General features: G+C 61.8%; 17 protein-coding genes and 1 pseudogene. 4 read left to right on the forward strand and 14 right to left on the reverse strand.

All coding sequences use genetic code 11. The features are described 5' to 3' along the window. Positions 1-61: 61 nt before the first annotated feature. Together BM235_RS22100 and BM235_RS22105 are read right to left on the reverse strand one after the other, a co-directional pair. Entirely contained in the window at positions 62-970 is a 909-nt protein-coding gene (locus tag BM235_RS22100) for an RNA polymerase sigma-70 factor (RefSeq protein WP_255374518.1), read from the reverse strand. Continuing rightward, a complete protein-coding gene (locus tag BM235_RS22105) occupies positions 957-2,276 on the reverse strand; it encodes a phytoene desaturase family protein (RefSeq protein WP_158543979.1) in 1,320 nt (439 codons plus the stop codon). The genes BM235_RS22100 and BM235_RS22105 overlap by 14 nt, the downstream gene beginning before the upstream one ends. A 375-nt stretch (positions 2,277-2,651) precedes the next feature. Here BM235_RS22105 and BM235_RS32680 point away from each other — a divergent pair. Next, a pseudogene (locus BM235_RS32680) lies at positions 2,652-3,155 on the forward strand (collagen-like protein); the annotation flags it as partial. 30 nt (positions 3,156-3,185) lie between these two features. Beyond that, positions 3,186-3,395 carry a phage tail protein gene (locus BM235_RS32685; protein ID WP_255374540.1) on the forward strand — a complete coding sequence of 70 codons (210 nt, stop codon included), beginning with the start codon at positions 3,186-3,188 and terminating at the stop codon, positions 3,393-3,395. Here the strand turns inward: BM235_RS32685 and BM235_RS22115 are convergent. The 7 genes from BM235_RS22115 to BM235_RS22140 form a co-directional block, all read right to left on the reverse strand. Then, positions 3,392-3,892, reverse strand: a complete 501-nt coding sequence (locus tag BM235_RS22115; protein ID WP_090116419.1) for a GNAT family N-acetyltransferase — start codon at positions 3,890-3,892, stop codon at positions 3,392-3,394. The genes BM235_RS32685 and BM235_RS22115 overlap by 4 nt on opposite strands. A gap of 19 nt (positions 3,893-3,911) precedes the next feature. Next, positions 3,912-4,913: a glutathione S-transferase family protein gene (locus BM235_RS22120; RefSeq protein ID WP_255374519.1), complete on the reverse strand. Its 1,002-nt coding sequence runs from the start codon at positions 4,911-4,913 to the stop codon at positions 3,912-3,914. An 86-nt stretch (positions 4,914-4,999) separates the two neighbouring features. Then, positions 5,000-7,207, reverse strand: coding sequence for a glycosyltransferase family 39 protein (locus BM235_RS22125; protein ID WP_090116421.1), 2,208 nt, complete (start codon positions 7,205-7,207; stop codon positions 5,000-5,002). A 316-nt stretch (positions 7,208-7,523) separates the two neighbouring features. Next, entirely contained in the window at positions 7,524-9,233 is a 1,710-nt protein-coding gene (locus BM235_RS22130) for an ABC transporter ATP-binding protein (RefSeq protein WP_090116611.1), read from the reverse strand. A gap of 110 nt (positions 9,234-9,343) precedes the next feature. Continuing rightward, positions 9,344-10,282 (reverse strand): hypothetical protein, encoded by a 939-nt coding sequence (locus BM235_RS22135; protein ID WP_090116422.1) that lies wholly within the window; start codon positions 10,280-10,282, stop codon positions 9,344-9,346. A 91-nt stretch (positions 10,283-10,373) separates the two neighbouring features. Beyond that, positions 10,374-10,511: a paeninodin family lasso peptide gene (locus BM235_RS31725; protein WP_110468972.1), complete on the reverse strand. Its 138-nt coding sequence runs from the start codon at positions 10,509-10,511 to the stop codon at positions 10,374-10,376. Between the two features lie 29 nt (positions 10,512-10,540). Then, positions 10,541-12,463 carry an asparagine synthase-related protein gene (locus BM235_RS22140; protein WP_090116423.1) on the reverse strand — a complete coding sequence of 641 codons (1,923 nt, stop codon included), beginning with the start codon at positions 12,461-12,463 and terminating at the stop codon, positions 10,541-10,543. 391 nt (positions 12,464-12,854) lie between these two features. Between BM235_RS22140 and dapA the strand changes: the two genes are divergently transcribed. Further along, positions 12,855-13,739 (forward strand): 4-hydroxy-tetrahydrodipicolinate synthase, encoded by an 885-nt coding sequence (gene dapA / locus BM235_RS22145; protein WP_090116424.1) that lies wholly within the window; start codon positions 12,855-12,857, stop codon positions 13,737-13,739. A 46-nt stretch (positions 13,740-13,785) separates the two neighbouring features. Here dapA and BM235_RS22150 read toward each other — a convergent pair whose 3' ends face one another. The 4 genes from BM235_RS22150 to BM235_RS22165 form a co-directional block, all read right to left on the reverse strand. Beyond that, positions 13,786-14,493, reverse strand: coding sequence for a tyrosine-protein phosphatase (locus BM235_RS22150; RefSeq protein WP_090116425.1), 708 nt, complete (start codon positions 14,491-14,493; stop codon positions 13,786-13,788). A gap of 68 nt (positions 14,494-14,561) precedes the next feature. Beyond that, positions 14,562-15,221, reverse strand: coding sequence for a type A chloramphenicol O-acetyltransferase (gene catA / locus BM235_RS22155; protein WP_090116426.1), 660 nt, complete (start codon positions 15,219-15,221; stop codon positions 14,562-14,564). Positions 15,222-15,319: 98 nt separating this feature from the next. Further along, positions 15,320-16,072, reverse strand: a complete 753-nt coding sequence (locus BM235_RS22160; RefSeq protein WP_090116427.1) for a class I SAM-dependent methyltransferase — start codon at positions 16,070-16,072, stop codon at positions 15,320-15,322. Between the two features lie 25 nt (positions 16,073-16,097). Further along, positions 16,098-16,565 carry a MerR family transcriptional regulator gene (locus tag BM235_RS22165; RefSeq protein WP_090116428.1) on the reverse strand — a complete coding sequence of 156 codons (468 nt, stop codon included), beginning with the start codon at positions 16,563-16,565 and terminating at the stop codon, positions 16,098-16,100. Between the two features lie 186 nt (positions 16,566-16,751). Between BM235_RS22165 and BM235_RS22170 the strand changes: the two genes are divergently transcribed. Further along, entirely contained in the window at positions 16,752-17,606 is an 855-nt protein-coding gene (locus tag BM235_RS22170; RefSeq protein WP_090116429.1) for an SDR family NAD(P)-dependent oxidoreductase, read from the forward strand. 154 nt (positions 17,607-17,760) lie between these two features. Here BM235_RS22170 and BM235_RS22175 read toward each other — a convergent pair whose 3' ends face one another. Then, complete coding sequence (locus BM235_RS22175) at positions 17,761-20,937, reverse strand: hybrid sensor histidine kinase/response regulator (RefSeq protein WP_143106720.1); 3,177 nt, start codon at positions 20,935-20,937, stop codon at positions 17,761-17,763. Positions 20,938-20,940: the final 3 nt, after the last annotated feature.

Raw genomic sequence — 20,940 nt, forward strand, 5'->3', positions numbered from 1 at the left:
CTTAATAGAAGATGAGCCTCGGCTGATCGTTTGCTGAATGTTGGACGCGGCTCGCCACCTGTTATCCCAAGTTCAGATGCCGCAGCTTATCCGGGTTGCGCAAGAGGTACATCTCCTGGACGCGGTCGCCCTTGAATGCCAGGCTGACGAGCGTAGGGAACGGCTCGAGCGGACTGGTCAGGCAGAAGCCCAGCTGCCCGTTGATCTTGACGAGCCGCACCTGTCCTTCGCCGTGGCCCTTCGATACGAGTCCTTGAAGGAACGCCAGGACGCGCTGGCTCGACGTAATCGGTCTGACCGCGGCCATGACTTTGCCGCCGCCGTCGCTGTACAGCACGATGTCGTCGGAGAGCATCGCGAGGAGCCCCTTCATATCGCCGGAAGCCGTCGCATGGAGAAAACGGAGCACGAGCTGCTCGCCCTTATCGCTCGGTACAGGCTCGGAGATCGGTTCTTCCTGGATTTTCCGCTTGAGCCGGCTGTAAATTTTGCGGCATCCGATCTCCGTCTTGTCGACGAAGTCCGCGATGTCCCGGTAGTCGTACTCGAAGGCTTCGCGAAGAATGAATACCGCGCGTTCGATCGGGGTGAGCCGGTCGAGCAGAACGAGGAAGGCGTAGGATATCGTATCCTGCAGCACGATCGTCTGGAGCGGGTCGTGCCCAGCGGCGGAGCCTTGGCCGCCTGCATAGTCTTCCACGAGCGGCTCGGGCAGCCACGGTCCGACGTAGACTTCCCTTTTCCGGCGTGCCGACTTCAGGGTGTCGAGACAGCGATTCGTGACGATTTTGCACAAATACGCCTTTAAATTGAGGATCGGTCCTCCTCCTTGATCCGTATCCTGCTGCTGAACCGTGACGAAGGCATCCTGGACGAGATCCTCGGCCTGCGCGACCGAACCCAGCATGCGATACGCGAGGGACAGAAGCAGCGGTCTGTACGTCCGGTACGCGGCATCAAGCTCCACCATGCATCCCTTCCTTAACTGTGTCCTTACCGGCAATTATACATCGGGCCGCCTCCCTCGCGCTTGCCAAAGATGCGTTCAGCAGCATGCCCGACGGTCCGACCCAATCCCCGGCGACGTACAGTCCCGGCCTTCCTTCGACGGCTGGCCCCGGTCTGCCGGAGAGACCGCCGCTCTCGGCTTCTACGACGGCATGCGAGACGAGCATTCGCGGCAGAAAGCGGCGTTGCACGACATGCCCGCGCCAGCCCGGCTGGATGAGGTCGAGGAATCCCTCCAGCTCCCGTTCGTCCTGCACGGGATCCGTCTCCTTCGATACCGGCAAATACTTCATGACGTGCACGACTTCGCGCGCGGGATGGTCGGATAGCGCGGACGCGGCCGAATGGTTGGAGTAATACCAAGGCTCGTCGGCGCCCAGCACGAACCGGGTTTTGGGCTGCGGCATGCCGGACACGACGAGATCCAGGCAAGCGGCCCGAACCGGGGTCAGCCGCTCGTACTGGGCGGCCTCGGCAGGCGTCAACGCGGGGTTGAGCAGGCCCAGCGTCTCGGTCGGCCCGGCTGTCGAGATCACTTGGCGGGCCGACAGGCGCGTCCCGTCCTTGAGCGCGACCGTCATGCGCGGGGCGCTGCCGCCGATCTCCCGGACGGGCGAGCGCGTGAGGAGCGACACGCCTGCCTGCCGCGCTTGCTCCGTCAGCCGGTTCACGATGGACTGCCAGCCGCCGTCCACGTACATGACCTGGGCCTGGCTTAGCTGCTCGACGACGGCGCCGGCGCTCAGCAGATGAGGGGCATTGCAGTACGTCGCCACGCGTACGAGCGCGAGCACGAGGCTGCGTACGCGCGGGCTGCCGAGCTCGGATTCCAAGTAAGCCTGCAAGCTGACCTTCTGCAGGGCGGCAGCGTCGATCTTGCGGAGCTTCGCGTAAAAACGAAGAAGCTGGGTCTTCTCGTGCCACTTCAGGAAAGTGCCGAGCAAGAGCTGTCCGAGCGGGAGCGCCTTGTACTCCCCGCCCGCTTGCTTGAACACGAACGCGCCCGACGTCTTGGGCGTGCCGCCCGCCGGCTCGACGCCGACCTCCCGCAAGATCGGAAGAGCGCTTTTATACAGCGCGTGCGGCCCCATATTCACGCGCGATTCCGCGATCTCGTTCGACGCCGCCCGGCCTCCGGGCCCCGCGCCTTTGTCGAGCACCAATACGCTCCGGCCCGCCCGCGCCAAGTAGATCGAAGCCGTCAATCCGGCGATGCCCCCTCCGATAATGACGACGTCCCATTCCTTCTGATCGCCTATTTCCGACATGCTTGATCCATCCTCTCCGGTCTGATGCCAACATGACGATCGAGGAATCGGATCTGTGACGCGGATGCTTCTTTTATTTCCAAAGAGGATCGAAAGCATAGATATTTGAAGCCGTCCATAGATTCTAATGAAATGACACGCACGGATTGATGGGGGGGTATAGCGGTGTATTTGAGCAAAAAGGCTCTCTTGATCATGGCAGGCATTCTGGTCCTGCTGCTATCGGGCGCGAGCGTCTACGCGGCCGCGGCCGCGACTTCGAACAAAGCGACGAGCACGATCAACGCCTGCGCCAAAAACGACGGGCAAATTCGAATCGTCGCGAAGAATACGTTGTGCAAAAAGACGGAAAAGGCGATCTCCTGGAATGTGGTCGGCCCTAAAGGGGATAGAGGCGATAGCGGCGCTGCCGGACCGGCGGGCCTGAAAGGGGCGAAGGGAGATACCGGCGCCACTGGTGCTACCGGCGCTACTGGACCGCAGGGGCCTCAAGGGGCGAAAGGCGATACGGGTGCAACTGGACCGCAAGGGCCTCAAGGGGCGAAAGGCGACACGGGTGCCGCCGGCGCGACTGGGCCGCAGGGGCCTCAAGGCGCGAAGGGCGACACGGGGCCAGCCGGCGCGACAGGCGCCACGGGCGCAACCGGCGCGGCCGGGCCGCAGGGACCGCAGGGCGTGAAAGGCGATACCGGGGACGTCGGAGCGACCGGACCGCAAGGGCCGCAAGGCGACACGGGACCTGCCGGCGCGACAGGCGCGACAGGCGCAACCGGACCGCAGGGTCCGCAAGGGCCGCAGGGCCCGCCCGGAATCCCCGGCACGGCCGGCCCGAAGTTCGGCGATCCGTTCATCGCCGACGGATCTGCAGGCGAAGGCGGGAGCTCGGCCGGCTACATCGGAGAAGTATGGCTGTTCGCGGGCAACTTCGCCCCCGCCGGCACCCACGTATGCGACGGCGCGCTTCTGTCGATCGCGCAGAATACCCCGCTGTTTGCGCTAATCGGCACCCAGTACGGCGGAGACGGGAGAACGACCTTCGCGCTGCCGGACCTGCAGGATTACGCGCCGGCGGGCGTCAGCTACGTCATTAACCTTACGGGCATTTTCCCGCCTCGCTAAAGGTTCAGCCGGAACGCCATGACCGTAATGCCGTCGTCCGCCGGCTGAAAATCGTATTGCGGGAGCCGCTCGAATCCCAGCTTCTCGTACAGCTGGCGCGCATCCTTCATGAACTCGCCGGTATGCAGGCCGACGGCCCGGCTGCCGGACGCGCGGGCGCGGCGAATGCATTCGGCGATCAGCGCCGACGCCGCGCCCTTGCCGCGGTGCGCCGGAGATACCGCCAGCATGCGGATCTCCGGATAGTCCTGCTTGTCGACATGGCCGTCATAGGCATCCGTATTCGCGGGAAACAGAACGACGCTGCCTGCGATTTGACCGTCCGCTTCGGCAACGATCAGCTCCGCGCCCGGCTGCGCGTCCGCTTCCGAGCCGATCGCCCGCGCCAACGCCTGCCAATGGCCGTCCGGGATCGACTTCGCGTGTTCTCGATAGGCATCCAACCGCTGCTCCCGAATGAAGCTTCGCTCCTCCGGCGCGGCATCGCGTATATGCATCTTTTCGACTCCTCCTTATTCAGGCGCTTATGAGGAACTTCTCTTCCTTGCCGCTCAGCCGCTGCCGACCGTGCGGGGTCTCCCAGACCGCGAGATCCGGTCCTTTCGGCAGAATGTTCACTTCTTGTTTGTCCGTCGCGATGGTGATCGACAGATGATAGTGGCGCTTGATCGCGTCAAAATCGGTCGTGTCCCCGAACCCCGGGGTCTGGTACAGGTCGCGGGCGTAGCCCCATAAATGCTCGAACTCGCGAAGCAGATTGCGGTTGGTCCGGAACGCCGTATAGTACGCCGCGTCGAACCGGGCGAGCGTCGTATAGAGCCGCACGTCGGAGTCCGTAATGAAGTCTCCGTTCAGGAAACGGCTGCGCGACAGACGCTGCTCCAGCTCGTCCAAACGCGCGAACAACGTGTCGTAGGCCGCGTCGTAGGCTTCCTGGGAGTGGGCAAAGCCGCATTTGTAGACGCCATTATTGATTTCGTGGAAAATGACCTCGTTCAAAGCGTCGATCTGCTCGCGCAAAGCCTCGGGATACAAATCCGGCGCGTTCGGCTTGTGAAAAGGCGCCCAGACCGTCTCGAAATAGTTGGTCAGCTTAAAGTAGTCGTTGTTCGAAACCTCGCGCTTGCGCACGTCCACGACGACGGGCACGGTGGGCCTGCCCGTATAGTCCGGGTCGGTCTTCAGGTAGATCTCGCTGATATACCGAATGCCGAGCACGGGATCGACGCCGTCGGGGTCGAGCGAAAATTCCCAATCGACGCGCGGCAGCCTCGGACGCATCGGGCTCACGGTCCCCAGGCTGATCGCCTCCTCGAGCCCGAGCACGCGGCGGACGATGACGGACCGGTGCGCCCACGGGCAGGCTGCCGACCAGAGCAGGCGATACCTTCCCGCTTCGACGGGCAGCTCGCCCCCCCGATCGCCGAACGGCGCGACGAAGCGGTTCGTCTGACGTTTGAACGAACCGTCCTTCGTAATCTCGGCCGGCTTGCTGCCGGCTTGTTCGCTTGCGGACATGGGCTTCATTCCTTTGCTGGAGGATGGTAGCTTTATTGTAGCCGATCCGGGCCGAAAAGGCCCGCGGGCCGCATAACGCCGGATCGTCAGGCGCTTACGCCGTCAACGACATACAACGTCGCGCCGCCTCCGAAGCCGCCGAACCCGCCGATCGCCCGGCCGTCGCCGGCATCGGACTGCATGGCGCCGCCGCTCGACGATGACTGCCATTCGGAAGCGGTAATCGCCTTGCCGTGCTCCTGAATCCATTGCGTGACCTCGGCGTTGCCTCCGCGGCCGCCCCCGCCCATGCCTCCACCGCCGATCAGGAAGTACTTCACTTCGCCTTTGGCCGCCAACGCTTGCAGCTTTTCGGCCGTATAGACCTGATCCGAACCGTTGAACCCGTTCAAAATGACGACCGACTCGCCTTTGTCGACCATGTACGGTGCCGCCGTACCGTAGTCGGATACCGCGAGCAAATATTTCTGGCCCGTATTGTGCGCCTTCAAATAGGCGTACAGCCTCTCGTCCACGCTGCCGGTCGATTCGCCGCCGCCTTGCCCGCGCCCCGAGAAGCCGATCCCCTGCGGTCCGCCTGCCTCGCGGGACGAGCTTGGGCCGACGATGGGCGTCATGCTGCTCACGCCGTACGTGATCGGCGTCAGCGCCCAATAAACGGGGCCGACCAGCAGCGTCAGCAATCCTGCGATCGCCCATATGCGGGCCGGACGCAGGTTTTCCCTCGTTCTCCAGACGATCAACAGCGCAGTCACGATCACGCCGGCGAGTCCGATGCCCGCAGCCCACCCGCCGCCGATCGTCGCGTCGTACGGATGAACGATGTACCAGGCGAATACCGTCGTGGCCAAAATCGCCGCGGGGAGCAGCCAAGACATCCATCCCGCCCGATCCCCGTATGCCCGCCACATCTCGACGAATCCAGCTCCCGCCAACGCGGCGATCGGAGGCGCGAGCATGATCAGATAGTATTGGTGGAAGAAGCCCGCGACGCTGAAGAAGGCCGCTGCGGGAAGCAGCCAGGCAAGCCAGAAAATCGTCTCCTTGTGCTTGTCGGTCCACTTCCGCCTGCGAATGCTCCCGAGCAGGCCGATCGCGCCGATGACCGCGAACGGAATGAACCAGCTAGCCTGGTCTGACAGAGACGCTTGGAACAAGCGCAGCGGTCCGGCTTGGCCCGTCCCGAACATGCCGCCGCTGCGGCCGCCATTCGGACCGCCGTTGCCGCCAAATCCGCCGCCATCCTGCCGGAATCCGCCGCCAAACCCGCCTGCGCCGCCGCCCTGCGGGGCTCCCCGGACGCCGCCGTCTTGCTGGCCGGGCGCCTGGTCCTGACCTGGCGTCACGTTCTGGCCGGGCGACTGACTTTGTCCGTCCCCTTGACCTTGGGCGGGCGCCTGGTCCTGGCCCGCCCCTTGGGCCTGACCGAACCTTTCGCCCTGACCGTCCGCCGGAAAGCCGCCGCCGTTCCTAAAGTTCGGCGCGCCTCCCCCGCTCTGGCCGCGGTCGCCCGTCAGCCGGGACACGCCGTTGTAGCCGAACGCCAGATTGAGCACCGAATTCGTGCCGCTGCTGCCGATATAGGGCCGCTTGTCCGCGGGGACCGAATCCACGACGACCGCCCACGATACCGAGACTGCCAGCATGAGCGCCGTAGCGCCTGCGAGTATGCCCGCTCTCTTTTTCCAGGAAAGACCGGACGCGATCCAATAGAACAAGTAAAAGGCCGGAAGCACCATGTACGCCTGCAGCATCTTCATATTAAAGCCGACGCCGACGATCGCGAACGCGCCCATCACGCTCCATGCGCTTCTATTTCGCACGCCCCGGAAAAGCAGAGCTGCAGCGAGAAGCAGCGCGAATACAAGCATGCTGTCGATGTTGTTCGTGCGGCTGACGGCCACCGCGATCGGCGTGCAGGCCATGACGAGCGCGGCGACCCGCGCCGCCGCAGCGCCGAAGGTCGGCTTGACGAGTTTGTACGCGAGGAGCACCGAGCCGATACCGGCCAGCGCCTGAGGCAGGATGACGCTCCAGCCGTGGAGTCCGAATAATTTGGCGCTGAGCGTCTGGATCCAGAATACGACGGGCGGTTTGTCCACGGTGACCGAGCCCGCGGAGTCGAGCGAAGCATAGAAGAAGTTATGAAAGTTTTCCATCATGGCCGCGACGGCGGTCGTATAGTACGTATTGGCATATTTCTCCGTCCAGATGTCGTAGCCGTTCAAGAACGCGGACAACAAGACGATAAACAGCAGAGGAAGATCCACCTTGGCTTTTGCGGGAGCTTTCATTTGCCGGCCTCTCCTTTTTGACGATCACATCCTTTAACTATGGACATTGAAGTTAAGCCGCACATTAAAACTAACTGAATGTTTTCTGAAAATGCTACGGCGCAGGAGGGACCCGACCGCTTCGTTGCGCACCGATGGCAAAAATAAGAGCTTAAATGCAGCTATTTTCACCCGCCGCACGCTCCCTAGCAGATATAAATGCCAAAAGCGCAGCTATTTTCCCGAGACGGGGTCCATATTGCGCCCACGGCCAGGATTAGCTGCACTTTTGCACATATCTATTCGTTTTCTTCAGATCGCAACCCTTCCATCCCCGCTACCCGCTCGCCTTGGCCTGATAGGACAGCAGCTTCCCGAACAAGCCGTCTTGCTCCTCCGAGAGCTGCGTGTATCCTCCGTTCTGAACGATGGTCCCGTTGTCCAACACGACGATCTGATCCGCGCCGCGGATCGTGGACAAGCGATGGGCGATGACGATCAGGGTCATCCTGCCCCGCAGCCGCTCCAGCGCCTCCTGAATGCCGGCTTCGCGCTCGCTGTCCAGGGCGCTCGTCGCTTCGTCCAGCACGAGGACGGACGGATTGCGCAGAATCGCCCGCGCCAGGACGATCCGCTGCCGTTCGCCGCCGGAGAGGCGAACCCCCCGGTCCCCCAATACGGTATCGAGACCCTGAGGGAGCCGTTGGACGAACGCGTCAGCCGCCGCGAAGCGCAGCGCTTCCCACATCCGCTCCTCGCTGGCGTCCGGGGCGGCGATCGCCAGATTGTCCCTCACGCTCTCGTGAAACAGGAAGGGATCCTGCGAGACGTAGCTGACGGACCGTCTCAATTCATAAGCTTCGCCCGCGCCGAGCGGCTTGCCGTCCACGAGCACTTGCCCGCGCTCGGGCTGCACGAGTCCGATCAGCAGATCGATCAGGGTGCTCTTCCCCGCGCCCGACCGGCCGACGACGGCCGTCATCCGATGCGCCGGGATCCGCAGATTCACGGCTTGAAGCGCATAAGTCTCCTGCTCGCGGTCATATCGGTAGTACACGTCCCGAAGCTCGAAGCCCTGCGCAACTTGGACGGCGCCGCCTTCCGCAAGCCGGAGCGGCTCAGGCTCCCGAGCGGCCTCGGACGCCTGCTGCAGCTCCCGCAAATGCCTGAAGGCCGGAACCGTCTGGCCGATCTGCTCCAGGTTGGACTGCAGCGCCGAAAACTTAGGCCACAGCCGCGAAAAAACGAGAACGATAAAAACGAGCGTCTCGGCTTGGACATGGAGCACCGCGAAGGCGAAATAAACGAAAACGGCGATGAGAACGCTCGCCGCGGCTTTGTAATGGAATTGGGAGGCGGACTGCAGTCTGGTGAATTGAACGAGGTTGCCCTCAAGCCGGTCGCACAGGGCGCGGAACCAGGACAAATGCTGCTGCTCCATCCGGTTGCCCTTGATGTCCTTGATGCCGTTGAAGTGGTCGGTCATCCCCCCCACGTAGCGCTGCATCAGCTCGGTCGTGTCCTTCCCGATCTCCCTCGACTTCCTCACCTGGGACCGGGAGTACGCGGCGAGCGCCAGCCCGCACAGCAAGACGGCCAGGGTGAGCGGCGCGGACAGCCACAAGGCAAAGCCGATCTGGATCAGCGTGAACAGCAAAGTCGTGGCGAGCCGCAGGCACATGAACACGCCGAAGCTCACCCGGGGCAGCTCGATCGTTGCATGATGGATAAAGTCCGACCTTCTCCTTTTCAGGAAAAAAGCCCAGTTCGATTGCAGCAAGCCTTGATAAAGTTCAAGCCTAAGATGACGGATAAAGCCCTGCTCGAGTTCGGCGCTCAGGTTGGACAGCAGACGCTGCAACAGTCCCTGGCCGAGTAGTAGAGTCAGGAAAATGGCGAGCACGACGGGCAGCCTCAGATCGCCTGGCACGCGTTGCAGCGGCTCCGCCGCGGCGGATAGCAGCGGGATGCCGCCCGAGGACGCGTCCATCAGCCCGATCAGCCCGAGCATCGGGGCCAACAGGAAAATGCCGATGCCCTCCAGCATGCTGACGACGATCGTCCCTGCCAGATTCGCATACAGCTTTGGCCCCGCAAACGCGCGGAGCTTCTTGAGATAGAAGAACACGGGTGCGACGTCCAGCTTCCCTTCGCCCTTCACCCCTGCATAACCTTCTCTCCTTCAAGTACGGTACGCAGCACCGCGTCGGCCATTTCTTGCGCAGAAAATCCGCCGGCAGGCCGCTGCAAGCGGTACAGGTCGATCCGGCTCGCCATCCCGGTCACTGTCGAAAAATGCCATTGATCCCCCGCTAAACGCGAAATCAAAAAAGGCCGGTACGTATGTATCCGAAGGAGCGCCAGCCGTTCGAGAGCCTGGCAGCGCGTGAGCGCCACCTCGTCCTCGTCCGTCCGCGACAGCTCGAACACGCCCGCCAGCGGCACGGCATCGACGGAAAATCCGGACGTAACGGGTATGGCATACTTGGACAGATACAGATGGCGATAACGATCGGACTGCAGGCCCAGCTGCTCGATGCTCTCCTGCCACAGCTTCTGCTGCGGATAGGCGGGCATGACGACCGGGGTGCCGCCGTCCGCGCCGCCGGATGCCACCGCGATCACGTCGTCGGTCAGCAGCCGATAGCCGCGGCTTCGGAACGCGGCCGCCAGCGTCGACTTCCCAGCGCCGGACTCTCCGATAAATGCATAAGCGCGCCCGTCGACGACGACGGCGCTGCCATGAAGCGGAAGCGTCCGGCGCTGCATCAGGATCGCGCCCATGCACGTGCCGAGCAAGTAAAGGCGAATGCGCTTGTCCTCGGCGCCTGCCAGGGGCGACACGACAATCTGCCTCCCGCCGCGAATGGCGTAGACGGCCACCTCGGGCACGTAAAACAAAAACCGGTCGTCTTCGAACGCATAAAAGTCGTCTTCTACGTCGGCTGCTCGCCAGTCTTTCGACAAATCCCCGAGCCTGATCTCGACGTCCGCCCCGCCGATCCGCGCGGTCGTCACGAGCTCCGGCAAGCTAATCTCGCTGGATATATGAAGGCCGAATGCCTGATACATGGTCGGCGTGATCGTATTCTTCATAGAAAATGCACCTACCTCTCCCTCTCGCATGCGTCGAACAAGGGCCCTATACATACTGGATGTACGAGGGCCCTTGAACGTTTCGATCTAATTAAGAAGCCTCCGGGGCATGAGGATGGCCGTTGTTCGCGCCTTTGCCGTTGCGGTCCGGGTACAGGCCGTTCGGTCCCCCGAACGTTTGGTTGACGTCGAGCACCTCAAGCGTTGGCTGGTTCCATTCTTGCTTCATCTGGTCTCACCTCCTTTCAAGCGGGATCATCAGGCACTTTGCCGGAGAAACCGATATACGATGAGGCTCTGCATCAGCAATCTGGCGTGCCGGTCAAAGGCGCGATCGGGACGGGGCGGATGGCCCACCTCGGCCAGCGAGCTGCGGACCTGCTCTACGTTCAGCAGACGCGAGGCCCGAGGATCGTCGCACAGCCGGCGCAGCTCCCCCGACATCTCATCCCACATAGGGAGCACGCGATGAATCCAGTCCGCGCCCTGCACGCCCCGGACGCGCTGATTCAACCGGACGGAGTCGGGGAGATAGCCTGCGGACGCCCGCCGGACGAGCGCGCGGTCCATGCCGTCCTGCACGTACTGTTCGACCGGCACGGACAGGCAGAACCGGACGACCCGCGGATCGCAGGTCGGATCTCTCTCCCGGACGGCGTACCGCAGCGACAGTTTGGTCGACGACGTCCCTTGATGGTTCAGGATCGACAGGTTGTCGAACTGATACGTCCGGGCTTCGAATTCGTCCATCCAGGCGTCCGTCAATCCGACGTCGTGGCCCTTCAGCTTGTCGAATACGCCGGTGCGCGCCGCCAGCTCCGGATGAATCAGCAGCGGGATACCCGCCAGCGGCTTCGGCGTCGGCTTGGCGAACGCCATTTTGCCGATGTAGGGAAGGAGTAGCGACCGGCCGACGCTGACGTTTTTGCCGTACTGCGCCAGCTCGCGGTACAGCCGCACCCAACGCAGCCGACGCAGGAGCAGGGCATAGTAGTCCATCGCCGGCCCCCAAGAGATGGAGTAGTTGCCGTTGCCGCCATGCAGCAGGACGCCGACGTCCTGCTCGCTCGCTTGCGCGAGAATGCCCTTGAACCAGTAAGAATTTTCAAAAAATTTGTAAGGCGCCTCCACCAAATCGAGCAGATCGTCGATTTCTTCGAAGGAGTTCCGGTTCGCGAAGTCCATATAGGTATGCGATACGGAGCCTACGTGGTTCACGATGTCCCGGATGTACGGGGTCTCGTCGGCCGCCATGCTCCGCGGGGTCCAGTCCTTGAAGTCCGGGCGCGGGACATAGCTGTATGTATGCAGCGTCTTGCCTTGCTCGCGCAGCGGCGCTGCCGCGAAGCTGACGACGGCACCCGAGTCCAGCCCTCCGCTTAGGCTCGCGCCGACGTTCCGGCACGTCCGAAGCTTCGAGACGACGGCTTCCTTGAACACCTCGCGGAACGCTTCCTCGTATTCGCCGCTCGTCCTCAGCTTCAGCTTCGGCACCTCTGCCGCCAAGGAGCCGTAGCGTCGGACCTTCAAGCTGCCCTGTTCGAAGGTAAAAGCGTGCGCAGGCGGAATCTGGCCGATCTGGCGGTACACCGTGGAGCGAACGTCGATCGTGTCCAGGATGATCGGGATCGCCAGAAACTCGGCCAGCCAGGACTCGTCCAGCTCGTTGCCGACGCCGGGCAGCGCGAGCAGCGGGTTCATCACCGTGCAGAACGCGAATTGCTCCCGCCGATGGACGTAATACAGCGTTCGGCTGCCTGCCAGATCCCTGGCCCCGAACAAGCGGCGTTTCTCCTCGTCCCACAGGACGAAGGCGAAGTCGCCGATCAGGTAGTTGGGCGCATCCTCTCCCCACTTGCGGTACGCCGCCAGGATCAAGTCGCTGTCCGTCATCCGCTGCCGGCGGGCATGCTCGATCTGCAGCCGGCCGAAGAGCTCCTCCCGGTTGTCGATGATCGCGTCCGCGGCGATGACGAGCGCTTGTCCTTCTTCGCGGCAGGGCTGCCGGTCATGCACCGATTCGGGCGTGAACCACTGCGCATGGCAGCCCATGAAGACCTGCCGGTCATGCCAGGTACGCACGTGATGGGCCGGATACTTCTCCAACGCCTTCATCATCAGGCCGGCCGATTCAACGGAAACCGGCTCATGCTCGTTTAGCAACCCGGCTATAGCGCTCATAGTTCTCCTATCTTGGACGTGGTAGCGTTTTCTTTGGGGCTAATTATATCAATTTCGACTTTTGAATGTTGTCGCTTTTTGTCTTGGGGCTTATTATATCAATTTCGACAAAAATGCAAATGCCGCGGGAGGAGTAGCCGGGGATAGCGGAAAGTAGTACGGACATGCAAAAAGAGCGGTGCGGAAACGATTTCCGCATCGCTATTTTCAATATATTGCCAGCCTTCGCGCCCGAAAAAGACCAATTAACCGCGAGCCGGAAGCAATGACGATGAGCTCGACGTTCTATCGATAACTTTGATGGTTCGATCGAAGATGCGGGATAACGACAGCGGCACGTTCCGTGTTACGTTGAAAGAATAACGTCGGCATGAGGAGATGAATAGACGCGATGATGAGCAAAAAGCAGCTAAACGGCATATTCGTACCGACAGTCACGCCGTTTTCCGCGGACGAAGAGGTAGATCCGGCATCCTACCGGCGCTATGTGGATCGGTTGCTCGGCCAAGACATTCAGGGATTGGTCGTCGGCGGCACGACCGGCGAGTCTCCAACGGTTGAATGGGATGAAGTCGCTTCGCTCGTGCGTCTGACGCAAGAGGCGGTTCGGGAAAAGGGGAAGCGGATGCCGGTCGTGGTCGGCACAGGCACCAACAACACGGCTTCCTCGGTCAGGCGGACGGAGGCCGCGGGCCTGCTTGGCGCGGATGCGGTCCTCGTCGTCGTGCCCTACTACAGCCGGCCTTCGCAAGAGGGCATATTAGCGCACTTCCGCCATGTATCGCAGGTTGGCGTGCCCGTCATCGTGTATGAGATTCCTTCCCGAACCGGTACGAGGCTCAGCGTAGACACGGCCCGTCGCATCATGGATCTGGACGGTGTTATTGGTATGAAAGACAGTACTGGAGACACCTCGCTGCTCGAGGCACTGACGCGAACGAGCTCGAAGCCGATGCTGTGCGGCGAGGATCGATGTTTTTTTGACATGCTGAGCAAAGGCGCCCGGGGCGGAATTCTCGCCTCGGCGAATATTCGGACGGAGGTCTTCGTCGACGTGTATCGCAGGTTCGAGCGGGGAGATGCGGAGGGCGCCGTCCAAGCGTTCGCGACTGTGTTGCCCTGGATCGAGCGGCTGTTCAGGGAACCTAACCCCGCGCCGGTGAAGTGGCTGCTGGCACGCGAGGGCATCATCGCGTCCGATGCGCTTCGGCTGCCGATGAGCCCGATCTCGCAGTCGCTGCGCGAGGAGCTGGAGACCTTGCTGCGGGCGCAATAAAAATCGCCGGGGCGGTATGCCCCGGCGATGCATGCCAAGCTGCGCGTCAGCCGGCCAGGATGCTGCGCATGCGCGCCTCCAGCTCGGCCCTCGCCTGCGCGCCGGCCACTTCCTCGAAGATGGCCATGCCCGCGCCGAGATTCGGCTTCCGGTTCACGTTGTGGGCGTCGGTCGCGAGCGTGTGCGCATGTCCGGACGCGATGAGCGCGCGCCCGTACCGCTGCGCCTCCGGTCCGAAGTTGCCGACCAGGCTGTCCGCCGACACCTGCGTCCACAAGCCGAGCTCGATCAGCTGCGGCAGCAGCTCCGGATCGTCCCTGAAGAACGGATGCCGCTCCGGATGCGCCATTACCGGCGTCACGCCCGCGTCCAGCAACCGCTGCACGATCTCCAGCGTCGCCGGGTCGTAGCCGCTCCAACGCTGCTCGAAAAGCAGATGCGTGCCAGTCCGGCCGAGCCGGGAGTAGGAGCGATTCCTGGTGTGCTCGTCGAAGAACGCCGCGCTCACCAGTTGGACCTCGTTGCCCGGATGCAGCCGGATGTCGATTCCCTGCCTGTCCAGCTCGCGCTCGAGCTCTTCCAGCTTGCGGTGCACGACGTCGGACACGGTGAGATACAGGCCGTTGAAGTGAGGCGTCACGACGATATCCCTTATGCCATCCTCATAGGCGATCCGCGCCATCGCCACGGACTCGTCCAGATCCTTCGCGCCGTCATCCACGCCATGCAAGATGTGGCAGTGTATATCGATCATGTCAACACCTCCCTTGTATTTTTCCTATGTTAGCAGACGGCTCCGCAAGGGACAAGGAAGATGTCGCGTCATAGACCTGCCAGCCAGCTCTTGCAGTCCGATGCCAGCTGCTGAAGTTCGCCCAACAGCATGCCTGCATGGTACCCGTCGCAAACGGCATGGTGAAGCTGAACGGACAACGGCAACAGCAGCTTGCCGCCCTGCTTTTCGTATTTTCCCATCGTGAAAATAGGAAGCAAAAAGGTCCCCTCGGCGTAAATATTCAGATTGAATCCCGTAAAATTCACCCAAGGGATGCTGGAGATCGGAAAGGTGTTCGGCGGCTCGTCCGGACACGGGAATAACGGCTTGGCGTCTTTATATTTCTCCATTTCTTGCCGGCAGCGGCCGTAAAACGTCGCGAATTCCTCGCTGTACGGCGCCCAAATGCTCGAGAAGGTGTTGTCGTCCCGATGAAAAATCGTGAAGCTCGGGGACATCCGCTCCCATACGCCCAGCCTGCCTTCGGAATCGAAGCAAGTCCGGAACGCAGGGTCGCGATTCACCGCCGTCGCGATCATGTGGATCAGCGCCGGATAGAGCTTGGCGTCCTTGCGCTTTAGTTCTTCCTTCAGAAGGGTAATGTCGATGTTCGCGGTTATGCTGTACGTGCAGCTGACCCGGTGGAGATAATGTTCGAAGTAAGGCTTTCTGCTCCATTTTTCCAAATCGATCGGTTGAAATATCATTTGTTTTCGCCCTCCTAAAATAAATTTGAATTTTAGGAGGGCAAATCGACTGCCTTAACCATGTCCGTTCACGTTCCTCGCTTAATTTTCGATGACGCTCAAGCGTTCCGCGCGCTTATCATAAATCGCTTCGCGTTCGTGCGGATTCCTTTTTCGGTCCGATTCTCTTCCATAAATGCTCGTAAAACCTCGAAGTCGCCCTTCTCTTGCCCGAAGCCCGGAATGATCGGCGTATGCTTGAGAAGAAAAATCAGGTCCTCTGGCGTCCGATAGTACTCTACCGTGTCATATTCTTTCGTCCGGATGTCCCTGAAGCCCGCTTCCTCCAGCTCCAGCCTGTATTTCCGCAGCAATGTCCCGTCCGGTTCCCCATAACGCTGGCCTCGGCCGAAGGCTTGCTTCAGATTGAGCTTGTCTCCCTCCGCAACCTGCTGAGTGATGAACAAGCCGTCGCGTGATAGCACTTTGGCTACCTCGCGCGCACTGAATCCGGCATGTCTGCATGTCACGATGTCGAAGAACTGCTCGGGAAAATCGAGCTGCTCGGCCTCCATATGAACAAAGCGCACGTTCGTGGCGCCGGCATTCGCCAGATTCGCCCTCGCCGTCTGAATCATCCCCTGCGAGCGGTCGATTCCCACCAGCAGCAGCGCCGCGTCGCGTATGGCTAAAATGGCCTCGCCGCCCCCGGTTCCGATGTCTAGCAGCAGATCGGATTTCCGGCACATCCGTTTGACTTCCTCATAGATGTCGGCTTGCTCGTCCTCTACCAGCACCTTCAGCCTGCTGAAGTCCCAGCCGTTCGCTTGGCCGACGCGGTCGTAGAAGGCTTTGTAGTCTGTATCGTCCATTCGGTATCCGCCTTTCCTGCTTGCGTTACGGCTTGCCCGTCCTGCCCGCTACGGAAAAATGGCTCATCTCCATAGGCGAGATGGGCTTCTTTTTCGTCCCCTCTTTCTCCTCGCTCGGGCATTCCCCGCGGTATCGCCCTTCGTCCAGCTTTAAATCGATAAAATCGACGACCTGCTGCAGCGACGCGATCTGGCTGACGATATTTTCCCGATGATGCCGCAGTTGCGCCACCAACTCGGGGTAATCCGCAGGATCGGCGTCGGCGGATACCGCCAGGAACGGCCGCATCTCCTCCAGCGGCATCCCCGTCTTTTTCAGGCAGGATAGCAGCCGGATCGTACGGATGTCCTCTTCTCTGTAGACGCGATGCCCGTTGTCCTTCCGCTCCGCCCGGGGCAGCAGCGCGATTTTCTCGTAATAACGAATCGTATCTTCGGTGACGCCGGTCTGGTCCGCGGTCTGCTTGATCGTATAAGCGGGCGCGATCTTCATCTTGTTCCCTCCCGGAGATTGCTTGTGTTTGCATTGTACATCTTGGAGCTGGCTCCAAGTCAAGCGAATCGAACGAAGGGTCGGGACTTGTTTGCCGTGCCCTTGACTTGGAGCCGACTCCAACTTTTAGAATGTGCGCTACAGGGGTGAACGACGGCCCCGGCATTCGAAGGAGGCGTATGAGGCATGAACACGAACGAACGGGAAAATATCGCTCTGGTAACGGGCGCTAATGCAGGGATCGGACTGGCGTTAACGAAGAAATTGCTGGCGGAACGGTGGCAGGTAGCAGCTGTCATCCGCTCCGGCTTTCCCGCCGACGATCCCGACATCCGGGAGGCCGTCCGGCACGGCTGGCTCCGGATTTATCAAACGGCGGACCTCGCCGACTTTGCCGGGCTGCGACAGGTTCTGGAGGAGATCAAAGCCAAAGAGCGGCGAATCGATATTTTGTTCAATAACGCCGGCGGGTCTTTTCCCGAGCTTAGCTATTCGGCGCAGGGACGCGAGAAGCATTACGAACTGATGACGGTTGCACCCTATATCATCCTGATGGAGCTCATGGAGAGCCTGAAGAACGGCCGCCTCAAAACGGTGATCAACACCTCGTCCGCGGCTTTCAAGTACACGAAGACGCTTAGCATCGATATTCTGGAGCGCCCCAAAACCTTCCGCAAGCTGCTCGGCCCGTACGCCGCCTCCAAGCTGGCGCTCTCGCTGTGGACGCAGACGGCCGCGCCGCAGCTGCTGAAGGAAGGCATCCGGATTCGCAGCGTCGATCCCGGCGGCAACAATACGCTCCGAAAGGGGAAAGAATCCGGCTTGCCCATCGTCGTTAAAGCCCTGATGAAGCTGTTCTTCTCTCCGCCATCCCAAGGCGCCGAGCGTTTGTACGAAGGTGCGCTTGGGGAGCATCGAATGGGGACAGGCGTATATCTGGAAAAGGGCCGCATAACGGAATTAAAGCATCAAGATCAAGCCGAGAGCGTGCTGGAAAGAATGCGTTCGATTTATGAAAGGGAGTTTCTCGCCCGGGGTTGATGGTATAGACGGAGCAGCGACAATCTTTTTTCGTGCAATGTGCGGCGAAATAGCGATCTGCCATCGTCTTATTCGGACAGGATCGGCGGCGCGCAGCGGAATAGCGATCCACCCTCAAGGCGCCGGCTGGCTCCACGATTCAAAACGTCGCCGTCTACTCCGCTGCGAGCCGGCGCTTGTCAGCCGGCTTTAAAACGACGAAGGATACGATCGTTCCTCCTTCGGCTCGGCTGCGAACGGACAGCCCTTTGCCGTAGATTTGCTTCAACCGGCGATCGGTATTGGCCAACCCGATGCCCGAGGGACGGCCGGACGGTCCGCCCGGCAGCATCGCCTGCGGCAGCTTGTCGGCAGCCATGCCTACGCCGTCGTCTTCGACCGATATCTCGACCCCGTCTCCCGTCTCCTGGATTCGAATCCGCACGGTACCGCCCTCGGGGCGCCTGAGCACGCCGTGCCGAACGGCGTTCTCCACCAAAGGCTGGATGGACAGCGGCGGGACGGGCAGATGAAGGTGGTCCTCCGCTTCCCAGATGACGCGAATCCGGTCGCCGAACCGTTCCTTCTCGATGTAAAGATAGGCTCGCACCAGGTCCAACTCTTTGCCGAGCGGCACGAGCCGATCCGAATTGGCGGAGTCGAAGCTGGCCCGCAGATAGTCGCCGAACGCCGACAGCAGGTCGCGCATGCGGGCGTTATCGACATCCGCCAGCGCGGCGATGGAGTTGAGCGTATTGAACAGGAAATGGGGCTGAATCTGCGCCTGCAGCCATGCCGCCTCGAGACGCATCTGCTCTCGCGCGGCCCAGGCCACGTCCGTCAAGGCCTTCACCCGCATCCGCAGCTCTTGCGCATCGACGGGCTTCACGATATAGTCGTTGGCCTGCGCCGCGAAGCCCGCTTCGATATCTTCCGCCCGGTAGCGGGCCGTGAGCAGCAGGATCGGCAGCTCGGAGGGGGAGAAGAACGTCCGGGCGGTACGGGCGACCTCGTAGCCGGAGATGTCCGGCATCATCACGTCCGCGATCAGGAGATCCCATGGGCCCGAATTCAGAAGGGACAGCGCCCGAGCGCCGCTCGTCGTCGTCGTGATCTCGTAAAGATCGGCGGAGAGCACGTGCTCCAGCACGCGCAGATTAACCGGATCGTCGTCGACGGCAAGGATGCGGGAACGATCGCCGCGCGCGGGCGCTTCCGACAGAGGGGCCGCCGCCGTCCCGGCGATCGCGGACGCAGGCGCCTCCGGAGCCTGCCCGGCCGCGGCGACTTCGTCATGCGCCGATCCCGTGTACGCCGCGGCCGAGGAGACGGGATCAAGCAGGACGGGACTCAAAGCTGCGGGATCGGAGTAGGCCTCGTCCGAAGAGACCGCCTCTGCCGCGGGCAGCGTAAACCGGAAGACAGAGCCGACGCCTGGCGTGGAGGCGACCGTCAAGCGCCCGCCGTGCAGCTCCGCCAGGCGCTTGCTGATCGCAAGCCCCAATCCGAACCCTGCCGCGTTCGTATCCGGTTGTTGCTCGCCTTGCTCGTAAGGCTGAAAGATGCGCTTCGCCGTGTCCGCATCCATCCCGATGCCGGTATCCCCGACGCGAACGACGACCCGATCCCCTTCGACGTCGGCATCGATCCAGACGCGGCCCTCGTTCGTGAACTTGACCGCGTTGTGCAGCAAGTTGAACAGGATCTGCACCAGCCGGTTCTCGTCCGCCAGCACCGCGGGCAGCAAATCCGGCACCCGGTTCTCGAGCCGAATCGGCTTGCCGTCCGCCATGAACCGGACCATGTCCAGCACGCCCGCCGCTTCCGTCTGCAACCGTAGAGGCGCGGGCTTCACCGACAGGCGATCCTCCCGCAGCCGGTTCAGATCGATGAGGTCGTGCAGCAGGAAGGACATGCGCTTGCCCATCGCGACGAGCAGCGCGAGGCGTTCCCGATTGGCGGCCTCGCCGGCCCGCTCGCCGCTGTCGAGCACGGCTTGCGCCATGTTCAGCATGCCGTGAAGCGGATTGCGAAGCTCGTGCGAGGTGTGGACGAGAAATTCGTCCTTGCGCTTGTCGGCCGACTGGAGACGCTCGGCCAATCGGACGGTCTCGGCGGCATTGCGGAAATACCTCTTGAACCAATAGAGCGCGAGCATAACGAAAAAGGCGAGCAAATCGAACGGGTAATAGCTGCTATCCAGCGAAAACGTATAGCCGAAAATACCCCACATGAGATTCCAGGCGATCGCGACCGCGCTAAGCAGCAAATAGATGGCGTCCGGCGCGCCCCTGCGGACCGCGAGACAGATGACGATCGGAGCGGTAATGAACGAAACCAGAAGCAGCGCCGTGTGGAGACCGTCGGCGTACGCGGCGGTGAAGGCCCGGGCCGGGAACGCCAGGACGAACAGGCCAAAGAGGACGCAGGCCGCCAAGTGCCAGCGCGCATGCCGAAGGATCCGGAATTCGGGCAGCAGGCTTCGCAAGTATTGTAGCAGAAGCGCGGCTGCGCCCAGGTAGGACAAGTAGAAGACCTTGTAGGCGGCCTCGAAGCCGACCCCGAACCAGACCGACAGCAGCCGGTCCTCGTTGCACAGGATGGAGAGCGCGCCGCAGATGTTCAGCAGGGAGAAGAGAAGCAGCGGTCGTTGACGGACCCCGATGAAGTAGAGCGCGATGGCGTACAACGCGTGCATGCCCGTCAAGAGAATCAATGCGCCTTGCGCGATTTCGGTCGCTCGCTGCGCCTCGCTCATCGCTTGGGCCGTGCCGAATCGGACGGACTCCATCAAGCCGCCCCTGACGCGATCGTCGTAATTGGCCGCCTGGAGCACGAGATCCAGCACATCGCGATCGGCGGCAAACGTGATCGAATAAGGCCTGGTTCCCGCGGTATAAGCGGACGCGCGGTCCGCCGGATGCCCGGAGCTGCCCATGAAGCGCCCGTTGACGTAGAGCGCCGACGACGAGGAGATCCCCGGAACGCGGACGGTCAGCTCCCGCCCCTGCAGGCGGCCGGGCGGAAGCAAGATGCGCAGCCGATAGGTCCCGTATCCGACGGCATCGCCGCTTGAAGGCCGGAGCGCTTCCTTCCAGTTGCCCGGCACCTTCAACAGGAGATCGACGCCGTCCGAACCTGACGTTATCAACTGCGACGGGTAGAACGTCCATTGCCCGGAAAGCGAAAACAAAGGTTTGGCGTCCGGATCCCAGTCGCTTAAGTCCAGTAGGCCGTTCTCGGCCTCCGCTCTTGCATAATTCGTCTGTATGCCGATCCACGCCAGGCGAATCCCCGTCAGTACGATCAGGAACAGCCCGACGACGGCTAGAATTTTTCTCTTTTTCATCATAGG

This window comes from Cohnella sp. OV330 (assembly GCF_900112065.1).
Lineage (GTDB): Bacteria > Bacillota > Bacilli > Paenibacillales > Paenibacillaceae > Cohnella.

Coding starts and splice junctions, on each gene's coding strand:
- BM235_RS22140 (WP_090116423.1), bottom strand. CDS start 12,463: ATGAGCGCTATAGCCGGGTTGCTAAACGAGCATGAGCCGGTTTCCGTT.
- BM235_RS22160 (WP_090116427.1), bottom strand. CDS start 16,072: ATGGACGATACAGACTACAAAGCCTTCTACGACCGCGTCGGCCAAGCG.
- BM235_RS22100 (WP_255374518.1), bottom strand. CDS start 970: ATGGTGGAGCTTGATGCCGCGTACCGGACGTACAGACCGCTGCTTCTG.
- BM235_RS22165 (WP_090116428.1), bottom strand. CDS start 16,565: ATGAAGATCGCGCCCGCTTATACGATCAAGCAGACCGCGGACCAGACC.
- BM235_RS22125 (WP_090116421.1), bottom strand. CDS start 7,207: ATGAAAGCTCCCGCAAAAGCCAAGGTGGATCTTCCTCTGCTGTTTATC.
- BM235_RS22150 (WP_090116425.1), bottom strand. CDS start 14,493: ATGATCGATATACACTGCCACATCTTGCATGGCGTGGATGACGGCGCG.
- BM235_RS22120 (WP_255374519.1), bottom strand. CDS start 4,913: ATGTCCGCAAGCGAACAAGCCGGCAGCAAGCCGGCCGAGATTACGAAG.
- BM235_RS22175 (WP_143106720.1), bottom strand. CDS start 20,937: ATGATGAAAAAGAGAAAAATTCTAGCCGTCGTCGGGCTGTTCCTGATC.
- BM235_RS31725 (WP_110468972.1), bottom strand. CDS start 10,511: ATGAAGCAAGAATGGAACCAGCCAACGCTTGAGGTGCTCGACGTCAAC.
- BM235_RS22170 (WP_090116429.1), top strand. CDS start 16,752: ATGAACACGAACGAACGGGAAAATATCGCTCTGGTAACGGGCGCTAAT.
- BM235_RS22135 (WP_090116422.1), bottom strand. CDS start 10,282: ATGAAGAATACGATCACGCCGACCATGTATCAGGCATTCGGCCTTCAT.
- BM235_RS22130 (WP_090116611.1), bottom strand. CDS start 9,233: ATGCTGGAGGGCATCGGCATTTTCCTGTTGGCCCCGATGCTCGGGCTG.
- catA (WP_090116426.1), bottom strand. CDS start 15,221: ATGATATTTCAACCGATCGATTTGGAAAAATGGAGCAGAAAGCCTTAC.
- BM235_RS22105 (WP_158543979.1), bottom strand. CDS start 2,276: ATGTCGGAAATAGGCGATCAGAAGGAATGGGACGTCGTCATTATCGGA.
- dapA (WP_090116424.1), top strand. CDS start 12,855: ATGATGAGCAAAAAGCAGCTAAACGGCATATTCGTACCGACAGTCACG.
- BM235_RS22115 (WP_090116419.1), bottom strand. CDS start 3,892: ATGCATATACGCGATGCCGCGCCGGAGGAGCGAAGCTTCATTCGGGAG.